At 59.8% G+C, this 22651-nt stretch carries 21 protein-coding genes; 6 read left to right on the top strand and 15 right to left on the bottom strand.

What is annotated here, in order from left to right; genetic code table 11:
* Positions 1-4: 4 nt before the first annotated feature.
* The 4 genes from prmC to EV130_RS28725 all read right to left on the bottom strand — a co-directional run bounded on the left by prmC (position 5) and on the right by EV130_RS28725 (position 5632).
* On the bottom strand, positions 5-898 hold the full coding sequence (prmC, locus tag EV130_RS28740) for a peptide chain release factor N(5)-glutamine methyltransferase (protein WP_074062646.1): 894 nt from the start codon (positions 896-898) through the stop codon (positions 5-7).
* Positions 895-1974, bottom strand: coding sequence for a peptide chain release factor 1 (gene prfA / locus EV130_RS28735; RefSeq protein ID WP_074062647.1), 1080 nt, complete (start codon positions 1972-1974; stop codon positions 895-897). Before prfA ends, prmC begins: the two co-directional genes overlap by 4 nt.
* 28 nt (positions 1975-2002) lie before the next feature.
* Complete coding sequence (gene ptsP, locus EV130_RS28730) at positions 2003-4270, bottom strand: phosphoenolpyruvate--protein phosphotransferase (RefSeq protein ID WP_074062648.1); 2268 nt, start codon at positions 4268-4270, stop codon at positions 2003-2005.
* Between the two features lie 87 nt (positions 4271-4357).
* Entirely contained in the window at positions 4358-5632 is a 1275-nt protein-coding gene (locus EV130_RS28725) for an aspartate kinase (RefSeq protein ID WP_074062649.1), read from the bottom strand.
* A gap of 272 nt (positions 5633-5904) precedes the next feature.
* On the opposite strand from EV130_RS28725, the gene EV130_RS28720 reads away from it, so the two are divergent.
* Positions 5905-7314: an adenylate/guanylate cyclase domain-containing protein gene (locus EV130_RS28720; protein ID WP_132662386.1), complete on the top strand. Its 1410-nt coding sequence runs from the start codon at positions 5905-5907 to the stop codon at positions 7312-7314.
* 38 nt (positions 7315-7352) lie between these two features.
* Here the strand turns inward: EV130_RS28720 and EV130_RS28715 are convergent, their stop codons facing one another.
* Both EV130_RS28715 and EV130_RS28710 read right to left on the bottom strand, forming a co-directional pair.
* Positions 7353-7796: a DUF421 domain-containing protein gene (locus EV130_RS28715; RefSeq protein WP_074062650.1), complete on the bottom strand. Its 444-nt coding sequence runs from the start codon at positions 7794-7796 to the stop codon at positions 7353-7355.
* 12 nt (positions 7797-7808) lie between these two features.
* Positions 7809-8312, bottom strand: coding sequence for a hypothetical protein (locus EV130_RS28710; RefSeq protein WP_132553895.1), 504 nt, complete (start codon positions 8310-8312; stop codon positions 7809-7811).
* Between the two features lie 639 nt (positions 8313-8951).
* Here EV130_RS28710 and EV130_RS28705 point away from each other — a divergent pair.
* Entirely contained in the window at positions 8952-10379 is a 1428-nt protein-coding gene (locus tag EV130_RS28705) for an amidase (RefSeq protein WP_132553897.1), read from the top strand.
* Between the two features lie 53 nt (positions 10380-10432).
* Positions 10433-11179 (top strand): bifunctional 2-polyprenyl-6-hydroxyphenol methylase/3-demethylubiquinol 3-O-methyltransferase UbiG, encoded by a 747-nt coding sequence (gene ubiG, locus EV130_RS28700; protein ID WP_074062653.1) that lies wholly within the window; start codon positions 10433-10435, stop codon positions 11177-11179.
* 3 nt (positions 11180-11182) lie between these two features.
* Here the strand turns inward: ubiG and EV130_RS28695 are convergent, their stop codons facing one another.
* The 3 genes from EV130_RS28695 to grxC are packed head-to-tail and all read right to left on the bottom strand — an operon-like array spanning position 11183 to position 12733.
* Positions 11183-11611 (bottom strand): DUF1178 family protein, encoded by a 429-nt coding sequence (locus tag EV130_RS28695; RefSeq protein WP_074062654.1) that lies wholly within the window; start codon positions 11609-11611, stop codon positions 11183-11185.
* Positions 11608-12465 (bottom strand): carbon-nitrogen hydrolase family protein, encoded by an 858-nt coding sequence (locus tag EV130_RS28690; protein ID WP_074062655.1) that lies wholly within the window; start codon positions 12463-12465, stop codon positions 11608-11610. The genes EV130_RS28695 and EV130_RS28690 overlap by 4 nt, the downstream gene beginning before the upstream one ends.
* Before the next feature lie 10 nt (positions 12466-12475).
* On the bottom strand, positions 12476-12733 hold the full coding sequence (gene grxC, locus EV130_RS28685; protein ID WP_074062656.1) for a glutaredoxin 3: 258 nt from the start codon (positions 12731-12733) through the stop codon (positions 12476-12478).
* Between the two features lie 410 nt (positions 12734-13143).
* On the opposite strand from grxC, the gene EV130_RS28680 reads away from it, so the two are divergent.
* Complete coding sequence (locus tag EV130_RS28680) at positions 13144-14028, top strand: methyltransferase domain-containing protein (protein ID WP_074063351.1); 885 nt, start codon at positions 13144-13146, stop codon at positions 14026-14028.
* Between the two features lie 10 nt (positions 14029-14038).
* On the opposite strand, the gene EV130_RS28675 is transcribed toward EV130_RS28680, so the two are convergent.
* The 6 genes from EV130_RS28675 to EV130_RS28650 all read right to left on the bottom strand — a co-directional run bounded on the left by EV130_RS28675 (position 14039) and on the right by EV130_RS28650 (position 18115).
* Positions 14039-14206, bottom strand: coding sequence for a Flp family type IVb pilin (locus EV130_RS28675; protein WP_074063352.1), 168 nt, complete (start codon positions 14204-14206; stop codon positions 14039-14041).
* Positions 14207-14243: 37 nt separating this feature from the next.
* Positions 14244-14561, bottom strand: a complete 318-nt coding sequence (locus EV130_RS28670) for a hypothetical protein (protein WP_092588440.1) — start codon at positions 14559-14561, stop codon at positions 14244-14246.
* A gap of 124 nt (positions 14562-14685) precedes the next feature.
* On the bottom strand, positions 14686-15099 hold the full coding sequence (gene mutT, locus EV130_RS28665; protein ID WP_132553901.1) for an 8-oxo-dGTP diphosphatase MutT: 414 nt from the start codon (positions 15097-15099) through the stop codon (positions 14686-14688).
* Complete coding sequence (locus EV130_RS28660) at positions 15096-15917, bottom strand: GNAT family N-acetyltransferase (RefSeq protein WP_074062659.1); 822 nt, start codon at positions 15915-15917, stop codon at positions 15096-15098. Before EV130_RS28660 ends, mutT begins: the two co-directional genes overlap by 4 nt.
* Positions 15886-17127, bottom strand: coding sequence for a bifunctional glutamate N-acetyltransferase/amino-acid acetyltransferase ArgJ (argJ, locus tag EV130_RS28655; RefSeq protein WP_132662392.1), 1242 nt, complete (start codon positions 17125-17127; stop codon positions 15886-15888). The genes EV130_RS28660 and argJ overlap by 32 nt, the downstream gene beginning before the upstream one ends.
* Before the next feature lie 112 nt (positions 17128-17239).
* Positions 17240-18115: a peptidylprolyl isomerase gene (locus EV130_RS28650; RefSeq protein ID WP_074062661.1), complete on the bottom strand. Its 876-nt coding sequence runs from the start codon at positions 18113-18115 to the stop codon at positions 17240-17242.
* A gap of 247 nt (positions 18116-18362) precedes the next feature.
* Between EV130_RS28650 and secA the strand changes: the two genes are divergently transcribed.
* Together secA and EV130_RS28640 are read left to right on the top strand one after the other, a co-directional pair.
* Complete coding sequence (gene secA, locus EV130_RS28645; RefSeq protein ID WP_074062662.1) at positions 18363-21077, top strand: preprotein translocase subunit SecA; 2715 nt, start codon at positions 18363-18365, stop codon at positions 21075-21077.
* A 164-nt stretch (positions 21078-21241) separates the two neighbouring features.
* Positions 21242-22651 (top strand): lipopolysaccharide biosynthesis protein, encoded by a 1410-nt coding sequence (locus EV130_RS28640; RefSeq protein ID WP_074062663.1) that lies wholly within the window; start codon positions 21242-21244, stop codon positions 22649-22651.

Here is a 22651-nt window from a genome sequence, read left to right as displayed (position 1 = left end):
CTGTTCAATGCTGCAATTTGTCGCTCGAAGCGATGGGTGCGAACACGAGCACCCGGTCATTCTGGCCATAATCCTTTGCCGAGTCGACGCATTTGAAGCCTGCGGCCTCGAAGACCGCCGTTACGTGATTGCGCTGGTCGTAACCGATTTCCAGTCCTATGACGCCGTTTGGCTGCATGAACCCGGCAGCATCCTTGGCTATCGCTTTGTATGCGTCAAGCCCATCGGGGCCACCATCCAGAGCTGTCGCCGGATCAAATTTCGTTACTTCAGGAGCGAGACTGTCAAGGATACTGGAAGCAATATAGGGCGGATTTGAGACGATTGCGTGAAACATACCGTGAATGTTTTGAAACCAACTGGATTGCACAGTCTCAAACCGTTCCTTCAATCCGTTTCTCGCAGCGTTTGATTCGGCCGTTCTGAGGGCACCTGCGGATACATCGCTTCCGATACCCGATGCTTCCGGACATTCGCTCAAAAGCGCAAGGCATATTGCCCCGGTTCCGGTTCCCAGATCAAGGATATGGAGATGTTCCTCCGTTTTTGCAAGGGTTCTTAAATAAGGAAGCATCGTATCGACGAGGATTTCCGTGTCCGGCCGCGGCTCCAGCGTCTCGGCGGAAAGCCAAAGCGGCAGGCCGTAGAACTCCCGCTCGCCGAGAATACGGTGGACCGGCTCATGCGCTAGCCGCCTTTCGACAGCTGCAAGGATCAAGGCCTCTTTGTCGCCAGCGACGGGTTCATTGCCGCGTGATAGAATTTCGGTCGAGGAAAACTTCAGCAATCCGGCAACGAGTAGCCTTGCATCCGTTGCCGGATCGGCTATGCCGGCTTCGGTGAAGCGGCGGCGGACTTCGGCGAGAACTTTGGAAACCGTCGGCCGCGTTCCGGTCATTGCTGCTCGCCAAGCAGAGCCAGTTGACTTGCCTGATAATCGGCAAGCAGGGCATCCACCACCTCGTTGATCTCGCCTTCCATCATCCGGTCCAGCTTGTAGAGCGTCAGATTGATGCGGTGATCGGTAATGCGGCCCTGAGGGTAATTGTAGGTGCGTATCCGCTCCGAGCGGTCGCCGGAGCCCACCTGGCTCTTGCGATCGGCGGAACGTTCGTTATCGGCTCTTTGCCGTTCGGCATCATAGAGCCTCGAACGCAGTACCTGCATCGCCTTGGCGCGGTTCTGGTGCTGTGACTTTTCCGAACTGGTGACGACGATGCCCGTCGGCAGATGCGTGATACGCACCGCTGAATCCGTAGTGTTGACGTGCTGGCCGCCCGCCCCGGACGATCGCATCGTATCGATACGGATGTCTTCCGGTCGGATTTCAATGTCGATTTCTTCCGCTTCCGGCAGTACGGCGACCGTTGCTGCCGAGGTATGAATTCGCCCACCTGCTTCTGTTTCGGGCACGCGCTGCACACGATGCACGCCGGACTCGAACTTCAGCTTGGCGAAGACGCCTTTGCCGGTGATCGTGGCGATAATTTCCTTGTAGCCGCCAGCTTCGCCCTCGCTTGCGGAAAGAATTTCGACCTTCCAGCCATTCGCTGCGGCAAAACGCTCATACATGCGAAAAAGGTCGCCTGCGAAGAGTGCAGCTTCCGAGCCTCCCGTACCCGCGCGGATTTCAAGGATCGCGCTTTTTTCGTCTGCGGCATCCTTCGGCAGCAGCAGGATCTGGATTTCCTGCTCCAGCGCCTCGATGCGCTCCTTCACATCCGGCAATTCCTGCTCCGCGAGATCACGCATCTCACGGTCGACGGACCTGTCTTCGAGCAAAGCTTCGAGATCGGAAATTTCCGCTTCAGCCTTTTCATAGGCGCGGATCTTGGTGACGACCGGTTGCAGCTCGGAATATTCGGAGGCGAGCTTCACGTAGACGTCCGCCGACGGGCCGGCCGACATCCGCGCTTCGATTTCGCCGAAGCGGCGTTCCAGCTCGCGCATCTTTTCAACGGGAAGCTTCGCCACCCTTCACTCCGATTCTTCTTGTAATCTGCTAAAGGGGAATATTGTGGCTCTCGGCGAAGTGGGCAAGCACCTCGCGCATCGGAGTCGTTGCATGAATATCGTCCAACGCCTCGTTCATGACCTTTGCCAGGGCCGCGGCATCAAGTCCGAGCAGCATTGCCTTTACCGGCCCGATCGAGGCCGGCGACATCGACACTGAGCGAAATCCGAGGCCGAGCAGCGCCATCGCCGATATCGGCTTGCCTGCAAGCTCGCCGCACAATGTCACCGGCGTATTGTTGCGCTCACCGGCTCGCACGATGTCGCGCAAGAGCCTTAAGAACGGCTTGCCCAGCGTATCGAAGCGGTCGGAAACGCGCGCATTGCCACGATCCACCGCCATAGCGAACTGGAAGAGGTCATTGGAGCCGACCGAGACGAAATCGACAGCCGCCATTAATTCGTCGAGCTGCCAAAGTAGCGCCGGCACCTCCAGCATCGCACCGAACTGCAGCTTGCGCGGCAGGCCGTGACCAAAGCGCGAAAGGTGCTGCACCTCCTTCTGCAAAAGCTCGCGAACGGTAGCGATCTCGGAAACCTCGGTCACCATCGGCACCATGAGTTTCAGCTCAGCGCCGGCCGCCGCCTTCAGCATGGCGCGAAGCTGCGTGCGCAACAGCCCTGGACGGTCGAGCGACAAGCGAATGGCACGCCAGCCGAGTGCGGGATTCTCCTCTTCGTGGCCGCGGAAATAGGGCACGACCTTATCGCCACCGATATCGAGCGTGCGGAAGGTAACGACGCGGCCGGCCGCCTGCTTCAGCACGTTGCGATAGAAGATTTCCTGCTCATCGGCCTTCGGCATCGTGGAGGCGATCATGAACTGCAGTTCGGTGCGGAACAGGCCGATACCTTCGGCGCCCGATTCCGCAAGCTGCGGCAGATCGACCAGAAGCCCGGCATTCATCAGCAGCGAAATCCGCTGCCCGTCCCTCGTCAGCGGCTCGACGGAGCGCAGCGCGCGGAATTGCTCCTGGCGGCGCGCGCGAAACCGGACTTTTTCCTCGTAGGACCTCTGATGCTCCGGCAACGGCCTTAGATGCACATGGCCGCCGTCGCCATCGATGATCACGGCATCGCCGTTTTCGGCAAGTGCGACGACGCCGGCCGCCTGGCCGATCACCGGAATGCCCATGGCACGGGCGACGATGACGACGTGGCTGGTGACGGCACCTTCCTCGAGGACCAGGCCGCGTACATTGGCCCGCGGGTAGTCGAGCAGTTCGGCAGCGCCCATGGCGCGCGCGAGGATGATCGCGTCACCGGGGAAACCATCCCCCGAAGTGTGGCCAGTGTAGCCAGTCAGTTGCCGCAAAAGGCGGTTTGCCAAGTCTTCGAAGTCATGCATGCGCTCGCGGAGATAAGGATCCGTCAGACGGATCATTCGCGCCTTGGTGTCGCTCTGGACTTTTTCGACCGCTGCTTCCGCCGTCAGGCCGTTGCGGATTGCCTCTTCGAGCTTCCGCACCCAGCCCTGGTCATGTGCGAACATGCGGTAGGTTTCCAGAACCTCGCGATGCTCGCCCTCCATCGACACGTCGCGACTCGAAAGCAAGTCGTCGATCGAAATCCGAAGCGAGCCCATCGCCTCCGCAAGCCTGCGGATTTCCTTCTCCGAATCTTCGTTGAGAAGATTGGTGACGACGACGCGCGGCTCGTGCAGCACGACATAACCGAGCCCGATGCCTTCGTTATAGGTATCGCCGTTGATCGTGACGGAGCGCGTCAGGTCGAGTTCGAGGCCGGGCTTCGTGATCTTCTTGAGCTCGCCGGTGGCGATCATCTCGGCCAGCACCATCGCCGTGGTCTCGAGCGCTTCTAGCTCCTCCTCGCGGTAGGTGCGGCTCGCCTTGTTCTGCACGACGAGAACGCCGAGCGATCGGCCGGTGCGCAGGATCGGCACGCCGAGGAAGGAATGGTAGATTTCTTCGCCGGTTTCCGGCAGATAACGGAAAGCGGGATGCGACTGTGCGTCGGAGAGATTGAGCGGCTGCGCCGACGCGGCGATCGTACCGACGAGGCCCTGACCCATCTTCAGTTGCGACAGGTGGACGGCCTCTTTTTTAAGGCCCTCAGTCGCATAAAGTTCGAGAACGCCGTCAGAGCGCAGCACGTAGACGGAGCAAACCTCCGCCACCATGTTGCTGGCAATCTGCCGAACGATCCGGTCGAGACGCTCCTGCGGCTCCAGCGGCTCCGCCATCAACTCGCGCAGCCGCTTGAGCAGCACGCGCGGACCGCCGGATAGGTCTCTCATGGCGTCTCAAGCTCCAAAAACAAAAGCAAAGTAACCCGGCAGACGCCGCGTGACTTCACAACTTAAATGCGGCATTCCTGCTGGGAATCAATTCTTATCCAGACCGTAGCAGGAATGCAAAGTCCTGACAGCGAGTTCCGCATAAGGACCGTCGATCAGGATGGAAATCTTGATTTCCGAAGTCGTGATCGCTTTGATGTTGATCCCCTTCTCGGCAAGAGCCTTGAAGGCGGTGGCGGCAACACCTGCATGTGAACGCATTCCGATGCCGATGACCGAAACTTTGACCAAGCCCGATTCGTTCTGCACGACGTCGTAGCCGATCTTCTCCTTGTTCTCGCCGAGCACCTTGATTGCCTTCTCAACGTCGCCCGAAGGCACAGTGAAGGTCATGTCCGTCTTGGAACCGTCCTCTGAAATGTTCTGGACGATCATGTCGACGTTGATATGGCTTTCGGCGAGGGGGCCGAAGATCGCGGCGGAAACGCCGGGCCGGTCAGCAAGACGGCGAAGCGAGATCTGAGCCTCATCCTTGGCATAGGCGATGCCGGTGACTACTTCCTGTTCCACGATTTCATCCTCGTCACAAATCAGCGTTCCGGGCGGATTCAACAAATCACCCATGCCCGGAGCATCGGGATCTTCGAAAGAGGAGCGCACGAAGGTACGGACCTTGTGCACCATGGCAAGCTCGACCGAGCGGACCTGCAGCACCTTGGCGCCGAGCGAGGCCATTTCGAGCATTTCCTCGAAGGCGACCTTCTTCAGTCGACGCGCCTGCGGCACGATGCGTGGATCGGTCGTATAGACGCCGTCGACATCGGTATAGATATCGCAGCGATCGGCTTTGACAGCAGCCGCGATCGCCACCGCCGACGTATCCGAACCGCCGCGGCCAAGCGTCGCTATCCGATTGTCCGGCCCCAGACCCTGGAAACCGGCGACGACGGCGACCTGACCTTCGCCCATGCGCTTGATGATGTCGGCACCGTCGATTTCAAGGATGCGGGCAGCGCCATGCGCATTGTCCGTGCGGATCGGGATCTGCCAGCCCTGCCAGGAGCGCGCATTGATGTCCATGGCCTGCAGCGCGATCGCCAGCAACCCGCATGTCACCTGCTCACCCGAAGCGACGACCGCGTCATATTCGCGCGCATCGTAGAAAGGTGAATTGGCACCGACGACCTTCGGCGTCCCCTGCACCCAGCCAACCAGCTCGTTAGTCTTGCCGGACATCGCCGACACCACCACCGCAACCTCGTGGCCGGCATCGACTTCACGTTTCACATGGCGGGCAACGTTCTTGATGCGGTCCAGATCAGCGACGGACGTTCCGCCGAATTTCATTACGATGCGTGCCATAAGCCTCTACCACAGCAAACGCCGGGAGAGACGAAAAGCCAGACCCGGCATGACGGAGCCCTCAAAACAGCATGGCCGAAGGACCGGACAAGGAGTCTTTGGAACCCTTCTAAGGCCTTGCACCCGGGGGCCCAAGTTGCGGCGTCTCTTAGCGAGTTTGAAACGGGGTGGCAAGGTGGCCGTCGATTGAAACGGAAGGTCCCGCGGGACAATCTCAGCCACCTTGAGGAAATCCGCTGATCGCGTATCGGATTCGGTGTAGGATGTTTGTCATGAGTGAGGCTCGGTCATTATTCGCACAACTGCGCCAGTCGGCGCAGCCGGAAATCGTAAACGCTATGGAGCGGCTCGTCCGTGACGGACCCGACCGCATGCTTTGCCGTATCAATGCGCTTGCCTTCGCAGCCAGCGAGGACCTCGGCGAGGAGCCGGTGGTCAACGCATTTCTGCATGCGTCCCGCCTCGGCATATTCGATCTGTCATGGAACGTGCTGTGTCCCGGCTGTGGTGGGGTGCTCGATGCCAATACCTCGCTGAGGACCGTCCAGAGCGACGAGTATAACTGCGCACTGTGTGCTGCGGGCTACGAGCCGACGCTGGACGAGATGGTCGAAGTCACCTTCACTGTCAGCCCGCGCGTGCGCCGCATTGCCGCTCACAATCCGCACGAATTGCCGCCCTTGGAATATTTCCGCCAGATCTACTGGAGTTCAGGTGTCGACCTGCCGGAGGAGGATTTTGAGGCGAAGGTCGACGAATTCGTGCTTGAATGCCTCGAACTGCCGCCGGGAGAGAAAGCCGTCATCTCCTTGCAGCTGCCTTCGGATTTCGTCATCATCTTCGAACCTGTCACCCATGCAGCGCAGTTCCTGGATATCAAAGGCGCGCCAACCAAGGAGCGACAGAGCCTCTCGCTTGTATTCGATCGCGCACACCGGCACAGCGAGCCCCTTGAGCTGAGGCCAGGTCCGGTACGCATTTCGGTGGAGAACCACACCGAAGTCCGCACCTTGCCATCGGTTTGCGTTGCAAACGAGGCCCTTCATGGTTTGCTCGGCCGCCGCCGCCCGTTCCTGACTGCCAAGCGCCTGCTCTCTAACCAGACCTTCCGCGACATCTATCGCACCGACACGATAGAAGTGGATCAGCGGTTGAAGATCACCAGCCTGACCTTTCTCTTTACCGATCTGCGCGGTTCGACCGAGCTTTACGAAAGAGTAGGCGACCTCGCTGCATTCGACCTCGTGAAAACGCATTTCGGCATTCTCAACGACATCGTTGGCGCGGAAGCGGGTGCTGTCGTCAAAACAATCGGCGACGCGGTGATGGCCACTTTCCCGACCCCCGACCGCGCAGTCATCGCGGCCATGCGAATGCGCGAGGCGATGCGCAAGCTCAACCAGGAACGTGGCAGCGAAGATCTGCTTCTGAAGATCGGCATCCACGAGGGACCATGCATCGCCGTGAACCTGAACGAACGGCAGGATTACTTCGGGCAGACGGTGAACATCGCCTCGCGGGTCCAACATCTGGCCACATCGCGCGAAATCTTCGCGACCGGCTCGGTGTTAGGCGACCCGCGCGCCTTCAGCCTCCTGACGGATCGCGGCCTCAATCCCATGTCGCAAAAAGTCACGCTTCGCGGCATCACTCACGAAATCAGCATCTTTGCGATTCCGTAAGCCGTCTTCTTCCTGGCCTTCGAAACGCGGCTCAGCGCTCATTGATTTTTGATGATGCTGATGGCGCCACTCACCTCGAGGATGGCGAAGCGGATGTCCTTGACGCTGTCGACACCCTGTTGATTGCGAGCCGCCTCGAGCACGTCTTCCATCTGCAGCCTGCAGCCGCGCAAGGCCTCCTGATCCGCAACCCCGTTTGCAATCAGTATGGTCGGAACGCCGTCGATGACCTTGCCCGCCAGCGGTGACCAGCTCTTGAGATAGGAGAGCAGGATATCCGCAAGAAACAGGGTCAAGATCAGCGCGATCGCGTTGGTTATCGAAAAATCATCGCCGAGCATCGCCTGCTGCGTCGTCTCGGAGACCACCAACAGGATCACGAGATCGAACGGCGTCATCTGCGCGAGCGTCCGGCGTCCAGACAGGCGTATGATGACAAGGAGGGCAAAATAGATCGAAAGGCCGCGAATAACGCTTTCCATATCGAGTTCTCCTCACGGAAGGATCAAGACCAGCGGCGCCGAAACGTGATCGCCGATGCCGAGACGGATGCGATGAAAGCCCGGCGACTGGGTGTGCAGGCGGAACCTGACATCGATCGGCATGCCTGGATCGCCGGTAAACTGATAATGGATCGACCCGGCTTTGGTCGTCACCGCCTTTGGTGGCGGATCGATGCCCTCGACGAAGAAGCCTTTCAGAAACGCTGCATCGACCGTGAAGACGCAGTCCGCACCGCCAGGTCCGAACCGAACATGAATCTCGTCCGGCGCGTTCCATCGCGAGATGGCTGGATAGTCGACCGTTCCTTGGGGCGTTTCCACCAAGGCGCGTGAAAGATATCCGCCCTTCCCCAACGCGCCGAAGAGGCAGCCCGCAAGGATAAGGCCGAAGACGAACCAGGCAACGCGCTGAACGATCCAGACCCGCCGTTGAAAGCCGCGATGATCAGTGACGCCGTCGGGCAAATCGTCGCTGCCGGTGCCTTTGTTCGTCATCTGAGCCGCCTTAATCCGCTTGCGGGATAACGCCTTGGGCCGCAACGAGTTTCAATAATTCAAGGAACCAACGTATGCCGGGTTAGAGGTCGGAGGCGCCGTTGACAAAGGGCGGTTCGGAATGAGCGACATATCTGTGTCGACAGGCAGCCCCGATGCGCCCTGGCATGGGGAGTGCATGAGAGTATCCTCTCCGTTGACCGTGATTGCCTGGATAAGAGACCAGTCGCATGACCTTCACACGATCCAGGCAACCAAAGGGTACCGCGAAGGCTCGTGGCGGAACTATTGCGATAAGCGGTGACGATGACCGGCGGACAGTTGCTGGAAGAGATGCTGGAACTCGTGCCTCCATTGCAAGAGCTTGTGCCGCCAACCTCTTCATGGCTTGACGGCAGGCTCCTACAGTGTGTCAGGCGCAACCGCTCGAAACACTGGGAATTACAGGCGGCAAAACTGAAGCGTGCGTGATGGCGACCCTCTAGGAATTGCTCGGCTACCGCATCATCCCTGTCGAAAATGCGCTCTGCAGCAGACTTTTTGCAGCAAGCACGTGGTTGATCGAAGATGCGTCACTATATCCGGTGAAGCCAAGAGCCGCAAAAAAGCACGCACTCCTTCACGCCGGCAGAAGCCACGATGAGCAAGCCACTGGAAACTGCCACGCCACATCCGCTCGACCTTCCTGCATTGGAAATCGCAAGCGGCATCTGCCAGGGTCGGTTCACCTCCGAAAACGTTGTGGCGGAATCTCTGCGCCGCGCCAAGGCGGTGCGTGAAACGCTGAATCCGTTCACTGTCCTTCGTGAGGAGCAGGCGCTCGAAGCGGCCCGCGAGGCGGATCGCGCGGCCGCCCGCGGCGAAGCAACTGGCGCACTACACGGTGTACCGTTCGCCGCCAAGGACCTCACGCCGACCGCAGGCGATCTGACGACGCTTGGCTCATGGACAAAGGGCGACTGGGTGCCCACCGAAACAGCGCTCTGCATCCGCCGTCTCCAAGCGGCGGGTGCCATTTTGATGGGAAAAACGACAACGCCGGAATTCGCCTTTGCGAGCTTTACCGAAAGCCCGCGCTGGGGCGTGACCCGCAACCCGTGGGATCCGGAGCGCACCTCGGGCGGCTCCTCCGGTGGGTCGGCCGTTGCGGTCGCGACCGGCGTCGTGCCCTTTGCGGAGGGCACGGATATGGGCGGATCCGTGCGTATTCCGTCCGCATTCTGCGGCACGGTCGGTCTGAAACCGAGCCTCGGACGAATTCCGATGACCATTCTGCCCAGCGTTTTCGACAACATTTCGCATTTCGGACCGCTGGCGCGCACGGTGGAAGACGCAATCGCCTTCATGGAAGCGGCCTGCGGTCCAAGCGACGAGGACATTTCCTCGCTGCCGATCGGCTTCATGTCACATGCGGCACGAGACGGCCGGTTGGAAGGCAAGCGCTTCGCACTGTCAATGGACCTCGGCTATTATCGTATCCAGCCCGAGGTCGAGCAGGCGATACGCGATGCTGTGGAGGAGCTGCGCCGGGCCGGCGCCACCGTCGATGAAGTCCCGATGCATTGGACGCGCGCGGTTAACGATGGATGGTTCGATCTCTGGTGCGTCTTCATGTCTGGCTTCTTCGGCGAGACAATCGTCGAATACCGGGAGAAAATGGACCCCGCCGTGGTAGCGATGATCGAGCGCGGTTATTCAATGAACGCCACCGCCTACAAGCGCGTGGAACTGCTGCGCAGCGCAATGTGGCGCAATATGGCAAAGCTCTTCGAGAGCTACGACGCCCTGCTGTGCCCCACCTGCGCCATCACCGCTCCGCCCGCCAACGGAACTGACGACGACTATGTCGCGACCTGTCCGGACGGCCGTTTCGCCGGGCTCGACATGACCTGTCCTTTCAACATGCTGCCGCAACTGCCCGCGCTTTCACTGCCGGTCGGTCCCGCAGCGAACGGCATGCCGGTCGGGCTGCAGATCGTCGGACGTCGCTTTGCCGACGAACACGTCCTGGCGATAGGCGCCGCACTGGAGGCGCGTCTTGCCGTTCCCCGTTTTCCCGGCTCTTGACTTATGCTGCTGAACGTCCGACTTCACTCACGACGAACGCGAGGAGCAGGGTCATGAGCGACGCGGCAAAAAGCACGATCGACCAGAGCGAGGTGGACCGCTTTTCCGCAATGGCGGCGGAGTGGTGGAGCCCGACCGGCAAGTTCAGGCCGTTGCACAAGTTCAATCCGGTACGTCTCACTTATATCCGCGACAAGGCAGCCGAAAACTTCGGCCGCGACCAGAAGAGCCCGCGTCCGCTGGAAGGTCTGCGCGTACTTGACATCGGCTGCGGCGGCGGCCTGCTTTCGGAACCTGTGGCCCGCATGGGGGCAAGTGTTGTCGGTGCCGATCCCTCGGAAAAGAACATCGGCATAGCCTCGACACACGCACAAGCGTCTGGCGTCACGGTCGATTACCGCGCAGTCACTGCCGAACAGCTTGCGCAAACAGGCGAGACTTTCGATATCGTGCTGAACATGGAAGTCGTCGAACATGTCGCCGACGTCGATTTCTTCATGACCACCTGCGCCAGGATGGTGCGCCCTGGCGGGCTGATGTTCGTCGCCACCATCAACCGCACGATGAAGGCCGCCGCACTCGCGATCTTTGCCGCCGAGAATATCCTGCGCTGGCTGCCGCGCGGCACGCATCAATATGAAAAGCTGGTTCGCCCTGAAGAGCTGGAAAAGCCGCTTGCGGCGAGCGGCATGACGATCATCGAGCGCACCGGCGTCTTCTTCAATCCGCTGTCGAACCAGTGGAACCTGTCCAAGGATATGGACGTGAACTACATGCTGCTGGCGAAGCGGCCCGAATAGCGATCAATTCACGTCTTCCGGCAGGACCGGAAGCGCTGCAATTTCGATACCTTCTTCGAGCAGCGCCTGGGCCTCGTCGATCGTCGCCTGTCCGATGATGCCGCGGGCGTCCGCCTCGCCGTAGTGAATCTTGCGAGCCTCTTCGGGAAACTGCGCGCCGACATCCTCGGCGGTTGCCTTGATGTGAGCGACGGCTGCCTTCAGCTTCTCAAAGGCGTCGCGGCGCGCGGCATCCATCGCCAGTGTCTTCATCTCGTCCTTCTTGCGGGCAGTCGAGACGGATGGCGCCATCAGCGCCTTGGAGATGGATGTGGAATTGCAGACCGGACAGGTGAGGTAACCGGACGCGATCTGCCGGTCGAAATCGGCACTTTCGGAAAACCATACTTCGAATTCGTGGGCATTCTCGCAGCTGAGGGAATAACGGATCAAGTGGCGACGCCTCCCACGACGGCCCCTGTAATTTTTTCGATCGAGAATTCACGGCCGTTCTTCAGATTCGGAATCTTGTCACGCGCGGCCTTGACCGCAGTTCGATCGATGTCCGCGACGATCACCGCCTCGCCGGTACCCCCGGTCGAGGCTAGAACCTTGCCCCAGGGATCGATGATCATTGAATGCCCGTATGTCTCGCGGCCATCTTCATGAAGCCCGCCCTGCGCCGCAGCAATGACGAAAACCCCGTTTTCGATGGCGCGGGCGCGAAGCAGGATTTCCCAATGCGCTTCGCCCGTCTGCCTCGTGAATGCGGCAGGCACCGTCATGACTTCCGCCCCGGCAATCGCCTGGGCGCGGAAAAGCGCTGGAAAGCGAACATCGTAGCAAATCGTAAAGCCCATTTCCGCGAACGGCAGCGACAGGACGCGCGCTTCCGAGCCCGGACGATATGCGGCACTCTCCCGCCAGCTTTCGCCGTTATCGAGATCGACGTCGAACATATGAATCTTATCGTAGCGATTGAGGATCTTGCCTTCCGGGCCGAAAAGAAAGCCGCGATTGGCGATTTTACCGTCGTCGAGTGCGATGGCCGTCGAGCCGACATGCAGGTAGATGCCGAGTTCGGCAGCTAGTGCGGATGCCGTTCTGACGATGATGTCGTCCGTCTCGTCGCGCAACACCACTTTCGCGGCAACCCTGTCGCGCTGGAGCATGCCGGTCATTTCCGGCGTCTGCACATAGATCGCACCCTGGGCTGCTGCCTCACGCACCAAGTGCATCATCGAGGCCGCGTTCTTCGCGGGATCGACTCCGGAACACATCTGAACGGCAGCGGCCTTGAACGTCATCGGACTTCCCTCAAGCTACCAGCATCGCATCGAGCCGGCCGGCCCGGTCCAAAGCATAAAGATCATCGCATCCGCCAACATGCTGCCCGCCTACGAATATCTGCGGGAATGTCGTCCTGCCATTTGACCTGCCAATCATCTCCTGACGGAGGTCCGGCGAAAAGGTCGCGTCGTATTCGACATAATCTATCCCCTTGTCTTCGAGAAGAGATTTTGCGCGCGCGCAATAGCCGCAGTATTGCCGCGTATAGATGGTGACTGGTGCCATACTTTATCTCCAGACGGATGTCGGTATCTTTCTGTCATATAGGTTCGGAGAAAGCCCTTGCAAAGGCCAAAAACCATGATGTTCACGGCGTCCGCACACCGAAGAACGCGGGGTTGCAGGCAAGCTCCGCCGTCTGACGGGACAGCATACGAGGAGCGGTGACGGCGAACCGGAACCAGCAGATCTCGGCCCCGACCATGCCGTTCCTGGCGCGAATTATCCACGCCGGCATCGGTGCGGTCGCGATATCTGTGGGGGGCAGACGAGATCGCCGACGGCATGATCGTGAGCGGAGGGCGAGCGGAGCCGGTCGAAGGAAGAGGATTTCAGATCGCCTCGGCGCTTACCTGCGCCGAGATCGGGCGAGAACTAGCTTGCCGCCCTTGGCGCGCAGGATTATGGACATGCGCATGGATATCATCTTCGACCGGACCGCGATCGCTGCAAACCGCCGTCGCGCACTGAAAAACGACGATCCGAAAGCTGCCTTTCTTCTGGATATCGCCGCCACAGAACTTGCCGATCGTCTGGCTGTCGTCGAACGCCATTTCGAGACCGCCGTGGAACTGCACGGGATGACAGGAGCAGCGGCGCGAACGGCAGTCGCGACAGGCAAGATCGGTACGATGATCCGGGTCGAGGCGGAACGGGGATTTGCCGCGCCGAATGAAGTTCTGGCCCTGGCGCCGCTTGAGGACGTGCCGATCGAGCCGCAGTCGGCCAACCTCGTTCTTGCGCCACTCTGTCTGCATCTCACCAATGATACCCCCGGCGTCTTCATCCAGATTCGCCGCGCTCTCAAGCCAGACGGCCTGTTTCTTGCAGCGATCCCCGGAGCAGGCACTCTCCAGGAACTCAGGGATGTTCTGCTTGCAACGGAAGCGGAGATGACCGGCGGCGCGAGCCCACGCGTGATTCCGTTCGCCGACGTTCGCGATGTCGGCGGCCTCCTCCAGCGCGCCGGCTTCGCGCTGCCGGTAATCGACGCCGAGACCTATACCGTCCGCTACGATTCCGTCTTCCCGCTGATGAAGGACCTGCGCGCCATGGGCATGACCAATCCTCTCACCGCCCGCAGCCGCAAGCCGCCCAGCCGCGCATTCTTTCTGCGCGCAGCAGAAATCTATGCCGAGCGCTATTCCGATCCGGACGGGCGTATCAGGGCCACGTTCTCGATCATTTATGTTTCAGGATGGGCACCGCATGAAAGCCAGCAGAAGCCGTTGCAGCCGGGCTCGGCGAAAGCGCGCCTTGCCGATGCTCTGCGTGTGGAAGAGCACAAGCTGAAGCAGTGAAGGTGCGCGCCTAGTGACTGTCGAGATTGTTGGACACCGTATTGAAGGTGTTTTGCAGGCTGTTTCCGAAGGTCGTCAGCCCCCCGACAACGGCGGCTGAAATCAGGGCGGCCATCAGGCCATACTCGACGGCAGTCGCGCCGCGAACATCTGCAAGGAAAGCTTTCAGAATGCGCATGCCCAACCTTTCCCGCCAAGGCGGATATCCGATTTCCTCAGCAGCCGGCTCCTGAACCATATCCTTGGACAACGCAGACCGAGCCGGGTGTCTCCTGCAGGACGCTACGTCGGATCGTGTAGCGCTTGCCGTTTTCGGTTCTCGGGATCGATCCGGTCGTGATCGTATCGAACTCGGCCGGAACGCTGGCGAAAACGCTCGACTTGGATTTGTCGGCGAGCATCGGCGTGAGGATGAGCGTCAGGGCAACGACCGCGGTGCCGAAAAGCAAAGCGAGATTGAGCGCGCCTGTCCTGCGCGAAGCATTCGAGCTTTGTTCTTTCTCCCGGACAGCTTTCCAGAAATCGTCGTCCATGCGTCAAGCCTTTTACTCACACGCCAGTTGCTTGAGTGAGGCCGATCTTTGGCAGAAGGTGATAAACGATCGATTAATAACTCCGGCCGAAACCGGTACTTTGCCGCAAAGAAGCAATTATTCGCTAAAGTAGATCCTGAAGCATGGGGATCAACGGCTCGTCGGCCGGCGGCATTGGATAATCCCTGAGAGCCATGGGTTTTACCCATTTCAAAGCCTGACCCTCCCTGCCGTGGGCAATACCCTCATAGCGGCGGCAGACATAAAGTGGCATCAGGAGGTGAAATGTGTCGTAGCTGTGGCTGGCAAATGTCAGCGGCGCGAGGCAGGCGACCTTGGTCTTGACGCCAAGCTCCTCCTCGAGCTCGCGCACCAAGGTTACCTCCGGCGTCTCGCCAGGTTCGACCTTGCCGCCGGGAAACTCCCACAGGCCGGCGAGCGACTTGCCCTCCGGACGCTGTGCCAGAAGGATGCGGCCGTCGGAATCGATCAGCGCACAGGCGGCAACCAGCAAAATATTCTTGCCGGCTTCGCTCATTGCGGCTGTTCCCGGCGCCAGTAGCTGTATCGGTAAGCTTCACGGAAACCGAGACGGTCATAGAGCGCCAAAGCCGGCAGGTTAGCAGCCTTGACCTGCAGCCAGGCCGAGCGGGCACTGCGCATGCGCGCCCAGCGAAGGGCAGAGGTCAGGATTTCGAGGCCGAGCCCCTCTCGCCGCCGCTTCTTGGCCACCGAAAGCGACATGATGCCGGCAAGATCGTTGTCCTGAACGCAAAGCACGGTTGCAAGCGGCCCGGTTTTCAGGTCCTCGATCATGAAGAGACCGCACGGCGGTCCGATCGCGTTAATGATTTCCGCAAGCGCCGGCTTCAGCTTCGGGGAGACTTGATCCGTCGCGAGATTGGCATCGACGAAGCGGCCGATGTCATGCGTCGGAAGGTGATCGAGAGTATCGGGCAGTTCGGCATGGGCCAGGTCGCAGGTCATGACGATCGTCTCATCGAAATGGGTCCATTGCTGCTCTTTGACGAGATCGATCAGGACCGGCGACGCAAGCGGTGTCTGGCGAAGAACGGCCGGGCGGCCATAAGCGTCGAATTTGCGGCTGGCCTTCTCCAGCCGGACTTCGACGTCGCGATGATCGGAAGGGTCGAGCGGCACGATGGAATTCAGCCGGTTCGACGGATGGCCCGCCGTCAGCCTGACCTGCCAACTGCCGTCGTATTGCACGGAAGAGGCCGGCCACGCCCGGAAACCGACAGCTTCCAGCCTGCGTACAAGCGGCAAATTTGCCTTTTGGGACAATGTTTCAGTCAATGAACGATCAGCTCCGGTAATCGCCGTTGATCGCCACATACTCCTTTGTGAGGTCGCAGGTCCAGACTGTAGCCGCACCCGTGCCGAGCCCGATATCGACTTTTACCGGAATTTCCTGCTTCCTCATCACATTCGAGGCCGCCTCCTCGGAGTAATCGGGGTCGCGTTCTCCGTTAACCGCGACACGGACATCGCCGAACCAGATGGCAAGTCGATCGCGATCGGCCATCTCGCCGGCCTTGCCGACGGCCATCACGATGCGGCCCCAATTGGCGTCTTCGCCGGCGGCAGCCGTCTTCACCAGGGGCGAATTCGCGATCGAAAACGCAATGCGCTTGGCGGCCGCATCGCTCTCGGCGCCGGTCACGCTGATTTCGAGCATCTTGGTGGCGCCTTCGCCATCACGGCAAACTTGCAGCGACAAGTCCTTGAGTACTTCATTGAGCGCCGTGCGGAAGGCGGCCAGGCGCTGATCGTCGGCACGTTCGATGCGGACCTGGCCGTCCTCGGCGGCGGCGGCCGTCGCAAACAGCATCAGCGTATCGGAGGTAGACGTATCGCTATCGACCGTCATCGAATTGAAGGTCGGGCCGACGCCGTCCGAAAGCAGTCCCTGCAGGGCGGCCGGCGCGATATCGGCATCCGTGACGACGAAGGAGAGCATGGTCGCCATGTCGGGTGCGATCATGCCGGCGCCCTTGGCAATGCCGTTGATCGTCACCTTCACGCCGCCGATTTCGGCACTGCGCGTCGAAACCTTCGGATAGGTATCCGTGGTCATGATCGCCTTGGCGGCTTCGAACCAGAAATCACCAGTCGCCTCGGCATTCATCCTGTCGAGAACACCTGCGAATTTCGTCGCATCCAGCGGCTCGCCGATCACGCCGGTCGACGCCAGATAGACTTCATTCTCGGCGCAGCCGACGGCAGCGGCAGCCGACTTTGCCGTCAAGGCCGTCGCCTGGCGCCCCTTCAGGCCGGTGAAGGCATTGGCGTTGCCAGAGTTGACAACGACGGCGCGCGCCACGCCATGCGGCAGATTGCCTCGGCAGAAGTCGACGGGCGCCGACGGGCACTTCGATCGCGTGAAAACCCCCGCTACGGCGGCCGGCTTGTCGAAGACCATCATCAGCACGTCCGTCCGGTTCTTATACTTGATGCCTGCAGAAGCGGTCGCCATGCGCACACCGCGCAGCGCCGGCATCGTGGCAAAGGTTTTCGGAGCGAGCGGAGAAACGGAACCGGACATGAGGATCGACCTGGCTATAGGCATTTTCAGGCGACCTTGAAAATCGGTTCGCCGTCGAATGCGACAACAGAGGATAGTGAAGGGCCCGGAAGAACCGGGCCCTTAGTGGAAATTACTGCTGCGGCTGCGGTGCTGGCGCCTGCTGCTTGTTCGCGTCGTCGTAACCCTTGCGGAGCGTTTCGTCCATGATATCGACCTTGGAGGTTTCCTTCGCCTTGGCAAGGAGTGCAAGGTACTTGTCGCGCATGACAAGCTGACGAACCTGGTCCTTGACCTGGTCAAGCGGGGGCGGCGGAGCGTCGCGCTTGTCTTCGACCTTGATGACGTGGAAGCCGAAATCGGTCTTCACGGGCGTCTTGGAATAGGTGCCCTTTTCGAGAGAGAAGGCCGCATCCTCGAATTCCTTGACCATGCGACCCTTCGTAAAGTAGCCGAGATCGCCGCCGTCCGCCTTGTTCGGGTCGGTTGACTTTTCCTTGGCAAGCTCTGCAAAGTCCTTGCCGCCATCCAGCTGCTTGATGACGTCCTTGGCCTCCTCCTCGGTCTTCACGAGGATGTGGCGAGCATGAACTTCTTCCTGCTTGGGAAGGGCTGCGACTTCCTTGTCGTAGCGCGCCTTCACTTCATCGTCGGTAACCGTATCGACGACATGCTTCTTGAAATAGGCATTATGCAGTTCGCGATCCGAGAGATACTGCATGCGCTTCTTGAATTCACTGGTCTGATCGAGCTTCTCGGCAGCGGCATCGCCGGCCAGCAGCTTGACGTCGATCGCGGCCGAAAGTGCCGCGACCTTCTTCTGATCGTCCGGGAGCTGCGCGAGCTGCGGGTCGAGGTTGGCGACGGCCAGGTCGAGTTCCGACTGATGGATCTCAAGGTCGCCGACCTTGGCAACGACTGCATCCGGCTTGTCTTCCGCATAGACCGGCGCCTGAAGCGCAACAAAAGTTGCAAGCGCCATCATGGCGAGTTTGTTGTAGCTCAACATCCAATAACCTTTCAGAGTTACATCACCGGCTTCAGCATTCGTGAGTCCAGCCAAAAACAGCCATCAACACTGGAATGTGGCCTTTCTATATCAGCCAAATCCGTTGACATCATTCGACCCCCCTCTTATCTGTCACGCAACCTCGCGTCCAGAAAAGTTTCCTGGCGTTTCGAGACGTGTGCCTGATTTTCGGCCGGGTGTGCGTATAAGAAAAGCCGGGGAAGAATATTGAGAAAGGACCAGTCATATGGTCAGCTTCGGCGGTCTCGCCCGCAAAATATTTGGCTCTGCCAATGATCGCCGCGTGCGGTCCTTCCAGCCGAAAGTCGCCGCCATAAACTCGATCGAAGAGAAGACGAGGGCGCTGAGCGACGAACAGCTCGCCGCCCAGACGGTCGAATTCCGCAAGATGCTGGCGAATGGAAAGACGCTCGACGACATCCTCGTTCCGGCGTTCGCCGTCGTGCGCGAAGCCTCGCGCCGCGTACTCGGCCTGCGTCCTTTTGACGTCCAGCTTGTGGGCGGCATGATCCTGCATTCCAACGCCATCGCCGAAATGAAGACCGGTGAAGGTAAGACGCTGGTTGCGACGCTTCCCGTCTACCTCAATGCGCTCTCCGGCAGGGGTGTTCATGTCGTTACCGTCAACGACTATCTCGCCCGCCGCGACGCCGCCAACATGGGCCGCATCTACAATTTCCTCGGGCTCACAACGGGCGTCATCGTCCATGGACTGTCGGATGAAGAGCGCGCTGCCGCTTACAATTGCGACATCACCTACGCCACGAACAACGAACTCGGCTTCGATTATCTTCGCGACAATATGAAGTACGAGAAGAGCCAGATGGTCCAGCGCGGCCACAACTTCGCGATCGTCGACGAAGTGGACTCGATCCTGGTTGATGAAGCACGCACGCCGCTGATCATCTCCGGTCCGCTTGACGACCGCTCCGATCTCTATAACACGATCGACGCTTTCATTCCGCTCTTGTCGGGAGAAGATTACGAAATCGACGAGAAGCAACGTTCGGCGAATTTTTCTGAAGTTGGTACTGAAAAGCTCGAAGGGCTCCTAAAGCAGGCCGGCCTCCTGAAAGGCAGCGCGCTCTACGACATAGAAAACGTCGCGATCGTCCATCACGTCAACAATGCGCTGAAGGCCCACAAACTCTTCCAGCGCGACAAGGACTACATCGTGCGAAATGGTGAAATCGTCATTATCGACGAGTTCACCGGCCGCATGATGCCGGGCCGCCGCTATTCGGAGGGCCAGCACCAAGCGCTGGAAGCCAAGGAAAAGGTGCAGATCCAGCCGGAAAACCAGACGCTGGCGCAGATCACCTTCCAGAATTATTTCCGCATGTACGAAAAGCTCGCCGGCATGACCGGTACGGCGCAGACGGAAGCGGAAGAATTCGGCAACATCTACGGCCTCGATGTCATCGAAGTGCCGACCAACCTGCCGATCCAGCGTATCGACGAAGACGACGAGGTCTACCGGACCTTCGAGGAGAAGTACAAGGCGATCATCGCCGAGATCGCAGACGCCCAGAAACGCGGCCAGCCGGTGCTCGTCGGCACGACCTCCATCGAGAAATCCGAACTTCTGGCTGAGCTGATGCGCAAGCAGGGCTTCAAGGACTTCCAGGTCCTGAACGCCCGCTATCACGAGCAGGAAGCCTATATCGTTGCACAAGCAGGCGTGCCGGGCGCAGTCACGATCGCGACTAACATGGCGGGCCGTGGTACCGACATCCAGCTCGGCGGCAACCTCGACATGCGCATCGAGCGCGAGCTTGGCGAGGTCGAGCCTGGCCCGCAACGCGACGCCAAGATTGCAACGATCGCCGAGGAAATCCAGAAACTCAAGGAGCAGGCGATCGCCGCCGGCGGACTCTACGTCATCGCGACGGAACGCCATGAAAGCCGTCGCATCGACAATCAGCTCCGTGGCCGTTCCGGCCGTCAGGGCGACCCGGGCCGCTCCAAGTTCTATCTGTCGCTTCAGGACGACCTGATGCGCATCTTCGGCTCCGATCGAATGGACGGCATGCTCCAAAAGCTTGGTCTCAAGGAAGGCGAGGCAATCGTCCATCCCTGGATCAACAAGGCTCTGGAGCGCGCCCAGAAGAAGGTCGAAGCCCGCAACTTCGACATCCGCAAGAACCTGCTGAAATACGACGACGTGTTGAATGACCAACGCAAGGTGATCTTCGAACAACGCCTCGAACTGATGGAAGCTTCAAACATCTCCGAGACTGTTTCGGACATGCGTCGCGAAGTCATCGAGGACCTCGTCGAAAAGCATATTCCCGAGCGCGCCTATGCCGAGCAGTGGAATGCTGCCGGACTGAAGGAGCAGGTTGCAGCACTTCTCAACCTCGATCTGCCGATCGAGGACTGGGTGAAGGAAGAAGGCATTGGCGAAGACGACATCCGCGAACGCCTGACGGAAGCTGCCAATGCTGCCTTCACCGAAAAAGCGGAGCGCTTCGGCCCGGATATCATGCACTATGTCGAGCGTTCGATCGTGATGCAGACATTGGACCATCTCTGGCGCGAGCACATCGTCAACCTCGATCATCTGCGCTCCGTCATCGGCTTCCGCGGCTATGCCCAGCGCGATCCGCTGCAGGAATACAAATCCGAAGCCTTCGAGCTCTTCCAGACCCTGCTGAACAGCCTGCGCGAGGCCGTGACCGCGCAGTTGATGCGCGTCGAGCTGGTGCAACAGGCACCTGCCGAGCCGGAATTGCCGGTCATGCAAGCCCAGCACCTGGACCCCGATACGGGCGAGAATGATTTCGCGCCGGTCTACCAGGCATCCGAAGTGATCGTCTCGCCGGAAAACCGGGATCCGAACAACCCGTCCACCTGGGGCAAGGTCGGCCGCAACGAGCCCTGCCCATGCGGTTCTGGCAAGAAATTCAAGCACTGCCACGGTGCGTTTGCCGAAGCCTGAGCGAGGGCAGCCAGTTCAAGAATGCCGCCTTCGGGCGGCATTTCTTTTTGCGCGAAATCGGGCTGGCGGTTAAGGATAACGTGCTCGCCACAACCGTTTCTTAATCCTGATCTGACAAGACTTCCGACACGATTTGCCTGAGTTCAGAGTGTTGCGTGTTCGTAATGGCGGTCATTGAAACAGCGGAAAGACTGCTGCCTGCAGGCCTGCGTCCAGCGGGAAGCCGCCTGCTGCGCCTGCTTGCCGCGATTCTGAGCGGTCACGGCGACAAGGCAACCGCACAGCGGATGGCCCTTACCGCCTTTTCGATCCGCATAATGAGTGCCGCCCTCGCCTTCATTTCACAAATCATCCTCGCGCGCCTTATGGGCGAATATGAATACGGGATCTTCGTGTTTGTCTGGGTCCTGATCGTCCTTTTCGGCGATCTGTCCTGCCTGGGCTTTCACACGGCGATCGTTCGTTTCCTGCCGCAGTACAAGGCTGCAGGCGCCTTCGAGGAAATTCGCGGCCTGACGGGAACGGCCCGCACCTTCGCCATGCTTTCGGGAACACTGGTGATGGCTGCCGGTATGGCGGGACTCCATTTCCTGGGCGACAGGATCGAGTCCTACTATCTCATACCTGTCTTCCTTGGCCTTCTCGCCATGCCGATGATCGCGCTCGGCGACATTCTGGAAGGTACCTCGCGTGCCAATCACTGGCCGGTCATGGCGCTGAGCCCGGTCTACATCATCCGGCCTGTCCTCATCATCCTCTTTATGCTGGCAGCGATGGGAGCGGGTGCGGAGCATTCTGCCGTCACCGCCATGAAAGCCGCGCTTGTAGCAACCTATGTCACCGCCGTCGGCCAGTACATTGCGACACTCCTTCGCCTGCGCCGCCACTACAGCGAGGGACCGCGCAGGATCGATTTCCTCAACTGGCTGAACATCGCCTTCCCGATTTTCCTCGTAGAAGGCGTGAGCTTCCTCTTGACCAATTCAGATGTGGTTGTTGTCGGCATCTTCCTCGAGCCGCATGACGTCGCGATCTATTTTGCCGCCGCAAAGACGATGGCGCTGGTGCATTTCATCATGTTCTCGGTAAAGGCTGCATCTGGCCCACGCTTTTCCAGCCTCATCGCAGAAGGCACCCGCGAGCAGCTTGCCGCAGCAGCAATCGACGCTGCGCGCTGGACATTCTGGCCCGCACTGACCCTCGGACTCGCAGTCGTAGCAGCCGGTCAGTTGCTGCTGTCGCTCTTCGGCGGAGCCTTTACGGCAGGTTATGTTCTGATGGCGATCCTGCTTGCGGGCATCCTCGCCAAGGCCCTCGTCGGTCCGGCCGAAACGCTGCTGATGATGGCCGGAAAGCAGAACCTCTGCGTTGCCCTCTATGCGGCGGCGCTCACGGCAAACGTCTCCTTGAATATCGCCCTGATCCCGCACCTTGGCACCGTCGGCACTGCGATCGCGACGGCATCGGCAATGGTTGTGGAAGCGATTCTGCTGCACATCGCCGTGCGCCGGGCGCTCGGCATTGTCCTTTTTGCATTCAGCCGCCCGCCGGCAACGACAGAAACGAGAGCCTGA

The sequence above is a fragment of the Rhizobium azibense genome (assembly GCF_004342325.1).
GTDB lineage: Bacteria > Pseudomonadota > Alphaproteobacteria > Rhizobiales > Rhizobiaceae > Rhizobium > Rhizobium etli_B.
Note: the sequence above shows the minus strand (reverse complement) of the source record. Positions and strands in the feature narration are given on the sequence as shown.

Coding starts and splice junctions, on each gene's coding strand:
- prmC (WP_074062646.1), bottom strand. CDS start 898: ATGACCGGAACGCGGCCGACGGTTTCCAAAGTTCTCGCCGAAGTCCGC.
- ptsP (WP_074062648.1), bottom strand. CDS start 4,270: ATGAGAGACCTATCCGGCGGTCCGCGCGTGCTGCTCAAGCGGCTGCGC.
- EV130_RS28725 (WP_074062649.1), bottom strand. CDS start 5,632: ATGGCACGCATCGTAATGAAATTCGGCGGAACGTCCGTCGCTGATCTG.
- EV130_RS28720 (WP_132662386.1), top strand. CDS start 5,905: ATGAGTGAGGCTCGGTCATTATTCGCACAACTGCGCCAGTCGGCGCAG.
- EV130_RS28715 (WP_074062650.1), bottom strand. CDS start 7,796: ATGGAAAGCGTTATTCGCGGCCTTTCGATCTATTTTGCCCTCCTTGTC.
- EV130_RS28710 (WP_132553895.1), bottom strand. CDS start 8,312: ATGACGAACAAAGGCACCGGCAGCGACGATTTGCCCGACGGCGTCACT.
- EV130_RS28705 (WP_132553897.1), top strand. CDS start 8,952: ATGAGCAAGCCACTGGAAACTGCCACGCCACATCCGCTCGACCTTCCT.
- ubiG (WP_074062653.1), top strand. CDS start 10,433: ATGAGCGACGCGGCAAAAAGCACGATCGACCAGAGCGAGGTGGACCGC.
- EV130_RS28690 (WP_074062655.1), bottom strand. CDS start 12,465: ATGACGTTCAAGGCCGCTGCCGTTCAGATGTGTTCCGGAGTCGATCCC.
- grxC (WP_074062656.1), bottom strand. CDS start 12,733: ATGGCACCAGTCACCATCTATACGCGGCAATACTGCGGCTATTGCGCG.
- EV130_RS28680 (WP_074063351.1), top strand. CDS start 13,144: ATGGATATCATCTTCGACCGGACCGCGATCGCTGCAAACCGCCGTCGC.
- EV130_RS28675 (WP_074063352.1), bottom strand. CDS start 14,206: ATGCGCATTCTGAAAGCTTTCCTTGCAGATGTTCGCGGCGCGACTGCC.
- EV130_RS28670 (WP_092588440.1), bottom strand. CDS start 14,561: ATGGACGACGATTTCTGGAAAGCTGTCCGGGAGAAAGAACAAAGCTCG.
- mutT (WP_132553901.1), bottom strand. CDS start 15,099: ATGAGCGAAGCCGGCAAGAATATTTTGCTGGTTGCCGCCTGTGCGCTG.
- EV130_RS28660 (WP_074062659.1), bottom strand. CDS start 15,917: ATGTGGCGATCAACGGCGATTACCGGAGCTGATCGTTCATTGACTGAA.
- argJ (WP_132662392.1), bottom strand. CDS start 17,127: ATGTCCGGTTCCGTTTCTCCGCTCGCTCCGAAAACCTTTGCCACGATG.
- EV130_RS28650 (WP_074062661.1), bottom strand. CDS start 18,115: ATGTTGAGCTACAACAAACTCGCCATGATGGCGCTTGCAACTTTTGTT.
- secA (WP_074062662.1), top strand. CDS start 18,363: ATGGTCAGCTTCGGCGGTCTCGCCCGCAAAATATTTGGCTCTGCCAAT.
- EV130_RS28640 (WP_074062663.1), top strand. CDS start 21,242: ATGGCGGTCATTGAAACAGCGGAAAGACTGCTGCCTGCAGGCCTGCGT.